Source organism: Actinomadura sp. WAC 06369 (assembly GCF_003947565.1).
Lineage (GTDB): Bacteria > Actinomycetota > Actinomycetes > Streptosporangiales > Streptosporangiaceae > Spirillospora > Spirillospora rifamycini.
On sequence record NZ_QHJN01000013.1, the window covers coordinates 78,930 to 90,274 of the forward strand.

Genomic DNA, 11,345 nt, shown 5'->3' on the forward strand with positions numbered 1-11,345 from the left:
TGTCCCGGTTCCTAGCCGCTTCTGGACATCTTCGAGACGAGGGTGACGGCGAGCACGACGACGACCGCGACGAGCCCGATGAAGAAGAAGAACTTGAGCATCGACAGGATGGCGCCGACGACGGTGAACAGCAGCCACACCGCCAGCACCACGCCGAGGATCATCAGGATTGTTTTGCCCATGCCTCCACGGTAGGCGGCGCCACCGACGCCCGTCATCACCCTGGAGGACGACCTCGACCCCGACGCGGGTCGGGGACGCCCCTAGGGGGCGGGCGGCGGCTGGGCGCCCGGGTACTGCTGCCCGCCCGGCGAGGGCGGCGGGTCGATCGGCTGCCCCGGAGCCCACCCGCCCGGCCCGCCCGGCCCGGCCGGCGGCTGCGGCTGCCCCGGGGCGGGCTGCCCGTGCATGGGCTGGCCCGGCATCGGCTGGCCCGGCATCGGCTGGCCCGGGATGGGCTGGCCGGGCGCCCCGTACGGCGCCCCCGCCGGCGGCTGCCCGGGAGCGCCGAACGGCTGCCCCGGCCCCCCGGGGCCGAACGCGGGAGCCGTCCCGGCGCCGGACGACATCAGCACCTTCACCAGCGCGAGCCCCGCGGCGACCAGCGACGCGAGCAGCTCGTAGAACATGAACTTGACCGGCGCGGGCTCCATGAGGTCGCCGATCGGCCCCGTGCCCGGGAAGCCCTGGATCGACAGCATGATGGCCAGGTACGCCCCGATCCGGACGCCCACCTCCATCGCCACGAACGCCGCGATCGCCGCCCCGATCGGGGCCAGCGGCCCGCGCGGACGGGTGAACACCAGCGAGCCCCCGACGACCAGGCCGACGAAGAAGCACTCCATCAGGAAGTACACCGTCGACGCGCGGAACTCGATCATCGTGAGCGAGTGGTAGTTCCGGAAGATCGTGAGGACGATCGCGACGCCGGTGGCGAGGGCGCCCCCGACCATGATGAGCGCGACGACGGCGCCGGTGGAGGTCGCGGAGCGAGTTTGCGGCATTCGGCCATTAAAGCGCCGATCGTCGCCGAGTGTGAAGTCCCCGCTCCGCTCCGCTCCCGAGTCCTTACAGAGTGGTGACGCGTGCGGTGAACCGCCCGGCGGGGTCCGTAGCTTGGGACCCGTGACGTGCGAGAGAACCCCCCGGCCGGTGGCCCCGTGACCGCCCCCGGCCGCATCCTGGTGGTGGACGACGACCCCACGGTCGCGGAGGTCGTGGCCCGCTACCTGGCCCGCGACGGCCACGAGGTGACGTGCGTGGCGGACGGGCGGACGGCGCTGCGCCGGGCCCTCGACCACCCGCCGGACCTGATCGTCCTCGACCTCATGCTGCCCGGCGTCGGCGGGCTCGAGGTGTGCCGGCGGCTGCGCGCGTCCTCGGCCGTCCCGATCGTGATGCTGACCGCGCTCGGCGCCGAGACCGACCGGCTCGCCGGGCTCGAACTCGGCGCGGACGACTACGTGACCAAGCCGTTCAGCCCCCGCGAGCTGGCGCTGCGGGTGAAGTCGGTGCTGCGCCGGGCGCGCGGCCCCGCCGTCCCGTCCGTCCCGGCGGGCCCGGGCGGGCCGTGGCGCGACGGCGGCCTCGTCGTGGACGCCGCCGCGCACGAGGCCGTGCTGGACGGCGCGCCCCTCGCGCTGACGGCCCGCGAGTTCGACCTGCTCGCGTTCCTCGTCCGCCACCCGCGCCGCGCGTTCACCCGCGACGACCTGCTGAAGCAGGTGTGGGACTGGTCCTTCGGGGACGCCTCGACCGTCACCGTCCACGTGCGGCGGCTCCGGGAGAAGATCGAGGACGACCCGACCGCGCCGCGCCGGATCGTCACGGTGTGGGGCGTCGGCTACCGCTACGAGCCCGCGGCGGAAGGGGCGGGCGCGTGATCCCGTTCGCCGACCTGCTCCTCGTCGCCTGCTACGCGACGCTCGCGGCGGGCACCGTGGCCGCCGTCGCGCTCGTCCTGCTGCACGCGCTGCGCGGGCGGTCGGTCGCGACGCAGCTCGTGGTGGTGAGCGCCGCGACCGTCCTCGCGACGGTCGCGGGCATCCTCGTCATCTCGCTGCTGATGCTGATCAACGACCACGACCGGTCGGTGGTGCTCGCGGTGGTGGCGTCCGCGGGCCTGGTGGCGACGGCGGTGTCGCTGCTGCTCGGCCGCCGGCTCGTCGCGGCGAACCGGGCGCTGGTCGAGGCCGTCCGCGCGGACCGGTTCCGCCCGCCCGCGGTGCGCCTCCCGGCGGAGCTGGCCGAGCTGTCCCGCGAGCTGGACGCCGCCTACGCGCGGCTCGCCGCCGCGCACGAGCGGGAACAGGCCCTGGAGGCCAGCCGCCGGGAGCTGGTCGCGTGGGTGAGCCACGACCTGCGCACCCCGCTCGCCGGGCTCCGCGCGATGGCCGAGGCGCTGGAGGACGAGGTCGTCGCGGACGCCGCGACCGTCCACCGCTACCACGCCCGCATCCGGGTGGAGGCTGAGCGGCTGACGGAGATGGTGGACGACCTGTTCGAGCTGTCCCGCATCCACGCGGGCGCGCTGCGCCTGACCCGCAGCCGGATCGGGCTGGCCGACCTGGTCGCGGAGGCGGTCGCCGGCGCGGAGGCGCTCGCCCGCGCCAAGGGCGTCCGGCTGACCGGCGACGTGCGCGGCGCCGGGCCCGTCCGGGTCGACACGGGGGAGCTGGGCCGCGCGCTGCGCAACCTGGTGGTGAACGCGATCCGGCACACCCCCGGCGACGGCACCGTGGAGATCGTCGGGGAGGTCCGGGACGGGCGGGCGCGGGTGTCGGTCGCGGACGGCTGCGGCGGCATCCCCGAGGACGACCTGCCGCGCGTCTTCGACGTCGCGTTCCGCGGCGAGGCGGCGCGCAGCCCCGGCGGCGGCGCCGGGCTCGGCCTCGCCATCGCCCGCGGCATCGTCGAGGCCCACGCCGGCGAGATCGGCGTCGCCAACTCCGGCACGGGCTGCCGCTTCGAGATCTCCCTGCCGGTCTGATCCCGGCGGGGCGCCCGTCAGCCCTCGACGGCTTCGGTCATCAGCCGGACGGTCGCGCAGGGCCAGCGGGTCATGCAGGCGCGGCAGCGGCGGATGGGGCGGTCGGGGTCGCTGGAGATGCCGCCCGCGTCCTGGGGGCGGTGCAGGTCGAGCAGGCGCAGCGCCAGATCGGCGAACGCCAGCACCTCGTCGCGGGCGCCGGTGATGAAGGCGACGTCCTCCCGGGAGAGGCGCGCCTTGACGGGGACGAAGCCGTCCTTGTTCACCAGCCGGGTGAGGTGCCCGGTGGACGAGCGCCACGAGCTCGCCTTCGCGGAACGCGCGCGGATCGTCTCCAGGCGTTCGCGCAGCCGCGCTTCGCGCTCTTCGGCCGTCATGTGCGGCGCACCCCCCAATGCTCGGCCCGCGCGGCGGCGGAGCCGTCCGCCGCCGTTCGGGTTCAGCGTCCCCCAAACGGGGCCGCCGCGAGGGGCGAACGGCGAAGATCGCGGCCACGAACGAGGGCGAAAACACCCCATTACCGTGCGTAGTACGCAAAGGGTATGGGCAGGTCGGGACGGGCGACACGCCCGGACGCCCCCATGTCATGGGGCACTCCGCGAACCGTCTGGCCCATCGGCCTTCGGCGGGATAGTGTGCCGAACGTGGAGCTAAACGTCTCGACCGCGTCTCAAGGGGGTCACGCCGTCGTCACGGCGACCGGCGAGCTCGACCTGTACACGGCGCCCAGGCTGCAGGCCGCGCTCGCGGCCCTGCTGCGCGACCGCGTCGACCGCATCACGGTCGACATGAGCGGCGTCGAGTTCTGCGATTCGACCGGCATGAACGTGCTGCTGTCGGCCATGAAGCGGCTCAAGGAGCAGGGCGGCGCGCTCGAACTCGCCGCCCCGCGCCCCGCCGTCAAGCGGATCCTGCAGGTCACCGGGCTCGACACCGTGTTCACCGTGACCGAGGCCGCGCCCGCCATGGACGCCGGCTGACCCGACCGAACCGACCACCGAACCGCGCACCGGACCGACCGCGGGAACACCGGATGAACCGACGCCCGAACCGGCACGAGCGTGCGGTGCGCGCACTACGATCGCCGGTATGCAGGACGTAGCGGTGATCATTCCGGCCAAGGACGAAGCCGACCGCATCGCCGACACCGTCGAGGCCGCCCGCGGACTGCCGGGCGCCGACCTCGTCGTGGTCGTCGACGACGGGTCGTCCGACGGCACCGCCCGGGTGGCGGAACGGGTCGGCGCGCGCGTCGTGCGGCACGGCCGCAACCGCGGCAAGGGCTGCGCCATGGAGAGCGGCGCCGAAGCCGTCAAGCTGCTCGAGGACGGCCGCGAGGAGCCCCGCCACCTGCTGTTCCTCGACGCCGATCTCGCCGGCACCGCGAGCGAGGCGGCCCCGCTCGTCGAGCCCGTCCGGCGCGGCGAGGCCGACATGTCGATCGCGGTGTTCGCCACCACCGTCAAGCTCGGCGGCCACGGGCTGGTCGTGCGGCTGTCCCGCGAGGGCATCCGCCGCGCCACCGGCTGGGAGGCCACCCAGCCGCTCAACGGGCAGCGCTGCCTCACCCGCCCGGCGTTCGAGGCGGCCCGGCCGCTCGCCGCCGGGTTCGGCGTGGAGACCGCTCTCACCATCGACCTGCTGCGCCGCGGCTTCCGGGTGACGGAGGTGGAGGTGCCGCTCGCGCACCGCGCCACCGGCACCGACTGGCGCGCGCAGGCGCACCGGGCCCGGCAGCTGCGGGACGTGGCGCGGGCCCTGGCCGTCCGCGACCCCGCGGTGGCCGGGCGGCTGGCCCGGGTGCGCGGCCCCCGCCCGTGACCCGCCCGGCTCCGGCCGGACTCGGCGGCTGCGGGCTCGCCGCCCTCGGCGCGAGCACGCTGTGCTTCCTCGTGACCGCCCTGCTCGGGCCGTCCGCGTTCCAGCCGGCGCTCCCCGGAGCCGCCGCCGAACCCCCCTACTCCCTCGACACCGCGCCGTCGCCGTACCTGGTGACCGCCCTCGTCGCCGCGGGCATCGTCCTGGGCGCGGGCGGGCTGGGCGCCTGCATGGCCGCCGCGCGCCGCGGCTGGACCGTCCGTCCGCTGCCGCTGGCGGGGGCGGGCCTCCTCGCGGCCGTCGCGTTCGTGTTCCTGCCGCCCGTCGGGTCCGCCGACCACCTGAACTACGCGTCGTACGGGCGGATGGCCGCCACCGGGCACGACCCGTACGCGACGACCGCCGCGGACGTCCCGCACGACCCGGTGATCGGCGCGCCGGAGGAGTGGCGCACGACGCCCAGCGTGTACGGGCCGATCACGACGGCCGGGCAGGCGTTCGCGTCCTGGGTCGGCGGCGACTCGGTGAAGCTGACCGTGTTCGCCCTCTCGGCGCTCAACGTCGCGGCGTTCGCGCTCACCGCGTGGATCCTCTACAAGACGTCCCGGACGCGCGCGCGCCGCCTGCGCACCGCCCTCCTATGGACGTGCAACCCGCTGCTGCTCTACCAACTGGTGTCGGGCGGGCACAACGACGTCCTCGCCATCGCCCCCATGGTCGCGGCGCTCGCCGTGTTCTCCGGACGCGGCTGGGGGCGGGCCCTCGCGGCGGGCGCGCTGACGGGCGCCGGTGCGGCCATCAAGCTCCCCGCGGCGCTCGTCGGCGGCGGCCCCGCCTGGACCCTGCTCCGCGACCGGCACGCGCGGCTCCGCCTCCTCGCCCTGTTCGGCGGCGCCGGAGCCGCCGTCGCCGCCGGGTACGCCCTCGCCGGCCCGCACGCCCTCGACCAGATCAACCGCGCCAGCGACATGGTGTCGTTCGCGACCCCCTGGCACCTGCTGGACGACGCGATGGGGCGCGGCTCCAACCGGGACCTCATCAAGATCGGCATGGTGCTGCTCGCCCTCGTGCTGTTCGCGCTGCTCGTCCGCGCCCTCCCCCGGGACGGCGCCGCCGAGCACACGCGCGTCTCGGCGGCGTTCGTCCTCGCGTGGCTCCTCGCCGCCCCCTACGCGCTGCCCTGGTACGACGGGTTCGGGTGGGCGCTCCTCGCGCTGCTGCCGTGGACGCGCGTCGACTGGGTCCTGCTCGCCCACACCACCGCGCTCAGCCTCGCCTACCTGCCCGCGCGCGCGCCGAAGCTCGCAAGGATGCCGGACGACCTGGCGTGGCTCTTCACGACCGTTCGGCCGACGGTCGTCCCGTGGATCCTGCTCGCGCTTCTGCTGGCACTGGTGCTTCTGTGCCTGCGTTCAGGTCGATCTCCAGCGACCGCAGCCCCGCCGCCAGCATCAGCGGCGTCGCGAGGCTGAACGCCACCGACAGGATCACCACGCCCGAGTCGTTCACCAGCATGCCGATCAGCCCGACCGCCAGCGCGCAGATCACCGCGGGCCGCATCGTCCGGCTGTGCTCGTAGGCCCGCCCCAGCAGCGACACCCGCCACCGCGTCGGCCGCGCCAGCACGAAGAACAGGAAGACCACCGCCGCGATCAGCGCCACCGTGTACGGCCAGTACCCGAGGCTGCCGATCATCGCGTTGAACTTGCGGACGACGACGCTCCACGCCTCGCCGGCCACCAGGTCCTTCCAGAAGCGCCCCAGATGCGTCGGATTGTCGCTCTGCGCGTTCCAGTACGAGATGCCGAGCACCACCACCGCGCCCGCCGCGCAGAACGCCGCCAGCTTCACCGGCGACACCCGCCGGCCCGTCACCAGCATCCCCAGCATCGCGAACGCCGGCACCATCGCCAGCACCCCGCCGAAGTCGCTGCCCCACGCCGGCAGCCCGTCCACCGCGACCGCGACCACCCCGATGACCGCCACCAGCGCCGCCGCGACCGCCTTGCGCTCCCGCCGCAGCGGGAACTCCGACAGCCACGCCGCCGTCAGGATCGCCGCCACCGCGAACAGCGCGAACGCCTGGTTGCCGAACCCGTAGAACCGTCCCGCGATCAGCGCCGTGTACCCCATCAGCGTGTTCAGCTGCAGGTTCGACCCCGTCATCACGTCGAGCGCCAGGACCGACGCCGTCACCGCCGTGATCACCAGCCCCGGCAGGAACACCGACCTGCGCCACGGCCCCGCCAGCGACACCCCCGTCAGCAGCGCTCCGAACCCCAGCACCGTCAGGACGAGCATCACCGTCGGGTTTGACGCCCGCCACCACGGCAGCAGCCCGGTCAGGAACGTCGCCGCCGGGACCGCGCCGCCGAACAGCGCGATCACCCGCGTCCCGCCCAGGATCCGCGCCCGCGACCGCCGGTCCCCGCCGAGCCGCCGCAGCGCCAGCGCCGCGGCCCCGTACGCGACGAGCTGCGCCGCGAACAGCACCCAGTAGAACGACGTCTGCACGGCGCTGATCCCCTGCGCCGCCACGTCGTCGTCGTCCAGCGCCTCGACCTGCTCGGCCGCCGAGTCGTCCGTGGGCTCGCCCCGCCACACCGAACCCACCGCGGCGTCCGGCTGCTCCAGCCCCAGCTCCCGCAGCACGGTCGCCGTCAGGTCCGTGAGCGTCACGAGACCCTCCTGGCGCGTCGCGCCCGACGTCAGGTACCCGTCGCCGAACCCGTCGCCCTTCGCGGCCGCCACGTGCAGATGCGGGTCCGCGCTCGCGTCCGCGAGTCCCGCGACCAGCACGGTCGTCCCGTCCGGCACGCCCGCCAGCACCCGCGCGACCTCGCGGTCCGCCGCGGCCGCCGCCGCGGCCCGCTCGTCCGGGCCGACCTCGACCGGGTCGCCGTCCGCGTCCACCCCGGCGTCCACGTGCGCGCGGAAGACGTCGTCCACCGACACCGCCGCGACCGGGCACGCCGCCCAGTCCGCTGACCGGACGTCGCCGGGGGAGCCGGCGTACCGGTCCACCCGCCCGCTCCCGTCGGCGAGCCCGAGCACCGCGCCCGGCCCCACCGCCAGCGTGCAGCCGCCCGCCGCGTGCACCGCGTCCCCGAGCAGCCCCGGCTTCGCGCGGTAGCCGGTGCCCGCGTTGTCCTTCACGATCGCCGGCCATCCCGGCGCGACCGCCCCGCCCCGCGGGACGCCCGCGCCCGACGTCGCGGGCGTCGCGGGCAGCGCGCAGCTCCCGTTCGGCAGCCGGGCCCGCTGGCCCGCCGACACCGTGAGCCACCCGTCCGACGGGCACGTCAGCCGCCGCGTCGTCCGCACGCTCAGCGCCGCGCTCGACCCGTCCTCGACCAGGCCCCACAGCGCGGGCGTGCCCTCCCGGTCGACGTCGCTCCACAGCAGCCCCGGAACGCCGACGACGACCACGCGCCCCTCGGGCGCCGCCGCCGCCGGGGGAGCGAGCAGGACCGACAGCCCCGCCGCCCCGGCGACCACCGCAGCGAGGGTCGCAAGGAGAATTCCGGCCCTCGTCCCCCGCTGAACCATGGCGTCGAGTGTATGGCGTCGCCGGATCGCCCCGGCGCCGCCGGTGCGCGGCGAGGGGATCGGGCGCACGCGGCGAGCCGGGGGACGCGGCCGCGCAAATAGACTCGGCGAAATGTGGGTCAAGGGATCTCGGGCGGCGGGCGGCAGGCCCGCGGACCTGCTGATCGTGCTGGCCGGGATCGCCGTCGCCGCCGCCGCTATCGCGCCGATCGCCGCGCACTGGCTCACCAACCCGCCCGACCAGCGGCTCGTCGACCTCGAGGTCTACCGCGAGGGCGGACGCGCGGTACTGCGGGGCGCGCCGCTGTACGAGGTGCTCACGCAGCCGCCGCAGTTCCTCCCCTTCACCTACCCGCCGTTCGCCGCCGCGCTCGCCGTCCCGTTCACGCTGCTGCCGTGGGGCGCGGCCCAGATCGTCTGGACGGCGCTGGTCTACGCGGCGCTCGTGGTCGTCGTCCGGTACGCGTTCCGCGACCTGCTCCGGCGGACGGGGCGCTGGGCGCCGCTCGCGACCGGCGCGCTCGTCGGGGCGGCCGCGTGGATCCTCCCGGACCGGGACCAGATCCGCTTCGGGCAGGTCGGGCTGTTCCTGCTCGCGATGTGCCTGGCCGACTGCTGCACGCGCTCCCCGCGCTGGCCGCGCGGCGTCCTCGTCGGGCTCGCCGTCGCGATCAAGCTGGTGCCGGGCGTCTTCCTCATCTACTTCCTGGTCACCGGACGGTTCCGCGCCGCGGGCAACGCCGTCATGACGGCCGTCGGGGCGACCCTGCTCGGGTTCATGCTGCTGCCGTCCGACTCGGTCGACTACTGGTTCGGCGCGCTGCTGCAGGGCGGCGACCGGACGGGCGCCATCGACGGGACGACGAACCAGGCGATCAACGGCATCGTCGCGCGGGTCCTGCCGGAGGGGACCGCCCGGTCCGCGGTGTGGCTCGTCCTGTGGCTGGCCATGGCGTACATCGGGTTCCGGCTCGCGCTCCGCGCGACCCGCGCCGCCGACGCGCTCGCCGGGCCGCCGTCCCGGACCTTCCCGGGGACCGACCACCTCCCGGCCGCGGACCGCCCGGCGTCCTACGGCCTGCTGCTCGCCGGGGTCTCGATCACCGGCCTGCTGTCCGTCCTGCTGTCCCCTGTCGGGTGGATTCACCACTTCGTCTGGATGATCCCCGTCATCGGCGCTCTGGTAGGCGACGGGCGAGACACGCGAAGATGTCTTTTCGGCGCGGCGACGTGGTTCTACTTCCTGTGGCCGCTGCCCTGGTGGGGGGCCCGGATGATCGGCCCCGAACACGGATATATCGCCGAATTCTTCGGCCGTGTGATCCAAGATCTGTTCGGTCTCGCGGCCATCGCGTCCGTCTTCGTCCTCGGCCGCTGGCTCGTCGACAGGACGCTGCACGACGGTGGCCCTCCGGATCCTTCGCAGAAGCGGGCGGAGGTGGGTACGCTCACCCCGTGATATTGGTCACGGTGGCCGTCGCCGGCCTGGTCGCCGGAGTCGTGGGCCTGTCCATCGCGGTGGTGGCCCACAACCGGGTGAACCAGGTCGTCGACGAATGCGGGCACATGCTGCGGCGTCAGCTCCAGATCGCGGGCGGCACGGTCGACGAGTGCGCCCTGCGCGACCTCGCCATCGTGCACTACGACGCCCTCAAGGAGATGACGGGGCGGCGCTCCTTCTCCCTCGCGCTGCTCAACGCCGTCGGCGACGGCGTCGTCATCAGCTCCATCAACGGGCGCTCCGAGACGCGCACCTACGCCAAGGCCGTCCAGGCGGGGCAGCCCATGGAGCGGCTCTCCCCCGAGGAGAACCAGGCCCTGCGCGCCGCCCGCCTCGGCAAAGGCCCCGTCGTCTCCATGGACGACCCCCTCGCCGACTTCGGCGACGAGGCGGCGACCCGCACCTGACGGCGGCAAGTAGACTCGGTCTCTCTCGCCACGCCCACGTCAGGCGTGCCTTTCCACACCACCGTCGGGGGACCTCGTGACCGCAGACGCCAGGCCGGAACGCTACGCCTTCCTGGGTCCGCGCGGCACGTTCACCGAGGCGGCGCTCCTGTCGGTTCCGGGCGCCGCCGACGCCGAGCAGGTCCCGTACGCGACCGTCCCGGCCGTCCTGGACGCCCTGCGCCGCGGCGACGCCGACGCCGCGGTCGTCGCGCTGGAGAACTCCGTCGAGGGCTCGGTCCCCACCACCCTCGACGAACTCGCCACCGGCGAGCCCCTGCAGATCGTCGGCGAGATCCACCTCCCCGTGACGTTCGCCCTGCTCGCCCGTCCGGGCACCGCGATCGAGGACATCAAGTCCGTCGCCTCGCACCCCATCGCGCAGCCCCAGTGCCGCCGCTGGCTCGCCGACAACGTCCCGCACGCCGAATGGCACGCGGCCACGTCGAACGCCGAGGCCGCCCAGCGCGTCGCCGACGGCCACTACGACGCCGCGCTCGCCGGCTCGTTCGCCGCGGCCCGCTACGGCCTCACCGTCCTCGCCGAGGACATCCACGACATCGCCGACGCCGTCACCCGCTTCATCGTCCTGCGCCGCCCCTGCGCCCCGCCCGAGCCCACCGGCACCGACCGCACCACGGTCGTCGCGTTCATCGGCGAGGACCACCCCGGCGCCCTCCTGGAGATCCTCACCGAGTTCTCCGTCCGCGGCATCAACCTGACCCTCATCCAGTCCCGCCCCACCGGCGCGGGCCTCGGCTCCTACCTCTTCTGGATGGACTTCGAGGGCCACGTCCGCGACGCCCGCGTCGGCGAGGCCCTGATGGGCCTGCGCCGCATCTGCGCCGACGTCCGCTACGTCGGCTCCTACCCCCGCGCCGACCGCGTTCGCCCCGAGATCCGCCGCGGCACCCACGACGACGACTACACCGCCGCCGCAGCCTGGCTCACCGCCATCGGCGGCACCCCGCCCGCCCCCTGACCCGGCGGCCGGGCACACTGGCGGGGTGGACTTTGATGTGTTCGAGCGGGGGATGTGGGA

The 11,345-nt window shown here is 74.8% G+C and carries 11 protein-coding genes and 1 pseudogene; 8 read left to right on the forward strand and 4 right to left on the reverse strand.

The features are described from left to right. Positions 1-11: 11 nt before the first annotated feature. Together DMH08_RS40885 and DMH08_RS06025 are read right to left on the reverse strand one after the other, a co-directional pair. On the reverse strand, positions 12-182 hold the full coding sequence (locus DMH08_RS40885; RefSeq protein ID WP_169528874.1) for a hypothetical protein: 171 nt from the start codon (positions 180-182) through the stop codon (positions 12-14). Positions 183-263: 81 nt separating this feature from the next. Continuing rightward, on the reverse strand, positions 264-1,004 hold the full coding sequence (locus DMH08_RS06025) for a hypothetical protein (RefSeq protein ID WP_125612244.1): 741 nt from the start codon (positions 1,002-1,004) through the stop codon (positions 264-266). 156 nt (positions 1,005-1,160) lie between these two features. Between DMH08_RS06025 and DMH08_RS06030 the strand changes: the two genes are divergently transcribed. Together DMH08_RS06030 and DMH08_RS06035 are read left to right on the forward strand one after the other, a co-directional pair. Continuing rightward, a complete protein-coding gene (locus DMH08_RS06030) occupies positions 1,161-1,883 on the forward strand; it encodes a response regulator transcription factor (protein WP_199747641.1) in 723 nt (240 codons plus the stop codon). Next, positions 1,880-2,989, forward strand: a complete 1,110-nt coding sequence (locus DMH08_RS06035) for a sensor histidine kinase (RefSeq protein ID WP_026404848.1) — start codon at positions 1,880-1,882, stop codon at positions 2,987-2,989. The genes DMH08_RS06030 and DMH08_RS06035 overlap by 4 nt, the downstream gene beginning before the upstream one ends. A 17-nt stretch (positions 2,990-3,006) precedes the next feature. On the opposite strand, the gene DMH08_RS06040 is transcribed toward DMH08_RS06035, so the two are convergent. Beyond that, the gene (locus DMH08_RS06040) at positions 3,007-3,366 is read right to left on the reverse strand and encodes a hypothetical protein (RefSeq protein ID WP_026404847.1); all 360 of its coding nucleotides are present in this window, start codon (positions 3,364-3,366) and stop codon (positions 3,007-3,009) included. A gap of 267 nt (positions 3,367-3,633) precedes the next feature. On the opposite strand from DMH08_RS06040, the gene DMH08_RS06045 reads away from it, so the two are divergent. The 3 genes and pseudogenes from DMH08_RS06045 to DMH08_RS42765 form a co-directional block, all read left to right on the forward strand. Continuing rightward, positions 3,634-3,969 carry an STAS domain-containing protein gene (locus DMH08_RS06045; RefSeq protein WP_051301314.1) on the forward strand — a complete coding sequence of 112 codons (336 nt, stop codon included), beginning with the start codon at positions 3,634-3,636 and terminating at the stop codon, positions 3,967-3,969. A gap of 109 nt (positions 3,970-4,078) precedes the next feature. After that, entirely contained in the window at positions 4,079-4,810 is a 732-nt protein-coding gene (locus DMH08_RS06050; protein ID WP_125612248.1) for a glycosyltransferase family 2 protein, read from the forward strand. A gap of 362 nt (positions 4,811-5,172) precedes the next feature. Continuing rightward, positions 5,173-5,478 (forward strand): annotated as a pseudogene (locus DMH08_RS42765) (polyprenol phosphomannose-dependent alpha 1,6 mannosyltransferase MptB); the annotation flags it as partial. Between the two features lie 664 nt (positions 5,479-6,142). Here the strand turns inward: DMH08_RS42765 and DMH08_RS41475 are convergent. After that, complete coding sequence (locus DMH08_RS41475; RefSeq protein WP_233617421.1) at positions 6,143-8,356, reverse strand: hypothetical protein; 2,214 nt, start codon at positions 8,354-8,356, stop codon at positions 6,143-6,145. A gap of 112 nt (positions 8,357-8,468) precedes the next feature. Here DMH08_RS41475 and DMH08_RS06060 point away from each other — a divergent pair, with 112 nt between their 5' ends. The 3 genes from DMH08_RS06060 (at position 8,469) to pheA (ending at position 11,285) form a co-directional block, all read left to right on the forward strand. Further along, positions 8,469-9,815 (forward strand): glycosyltransferase 87 family protein, encoded by a 1,347-nt coding sequence (locus tag DMH08_RS06060; protein WP_125612252.1) that lies wholly within the window; start codon positions 8,469-8,471, stop codon positions 9,813-9,815. After that, positions 9,812-10,264: a DUF4446 family protein gene (locus DMH08_RS06065; protein WP_199747642.1), complete on the forward strand. Its 453-nt coding sequence runs from the start codon at positions 9,812-9,814 to the stop codon at positions 10,262-10,264. Before DMH08_RS06060 ends, DMH08_RS06065 begins: the two co-directional genes overlap by 4 nt. 76 nt (positions 10,265-10,340) lie before the next feature. Then, on the forward strand, positions 10,341-11,285 hold the full coding sequence (gene pheA, locus DMH08_RS06070) for a prephenate dehydratase (protein ID WP_125612254.1): 945 nt from the start codon (positions 10,341-10,343) through the stop codon (positions 11,283-11,285). Positions 11,286-11,345 lie beyond the last annotated feature (60 nt).

What these genes read in the sequence shown, in the direction of transcription:
- DMH08_RS40885 (WP_169528874.1), bottom strand. Translation starts at nt 182, where the DNA reads ATGGGCAAAACAATCCTGATGATCCTCGGCGTGGTGCTGGCGGTGTGG.
- DMH08_RS06025 (WP_125612244.1), bottom strand. Translation starts at nt 1,004, where the DNA reads ATGCCGCAAACTCGCTCCGCGACCTCCACCGGCGCCGTCGTCGCGCTC.
- DMH08_RS06040 (WP_026404847.1), bottom strand. Translation starts at nt 3,366, where the DNA reads ATGACGGCCGAAGAGCGCGAAGCGCGGCTGCGCGAACGCCTGGAGACG.
- DMH08_RS06050 (WP_125612248.1), top strand. Translation starts at nt 4,079, where the DNA reads ATGCAGGACGTAGCGGTGATCATTCCGGCCAAGGACGAAGCCGACCGC.
- DMH08_RS41475 (WP_233617421.1), bottom strand. Translation starts at nt 8,356, where the DNA reads ATGGTTCAGCGGGGGACGAGGGCCGGAATTCTCCTTGCGACCCTCGCT.
- DMH08_RS06060 (WP_125612252.1), top strand. Translation starts at nt 8,469, where the DNA reads ATGTGGGTCAAGGGATCTCGGGCGGCGGGCGGCAGGCCCGCGGACCTG.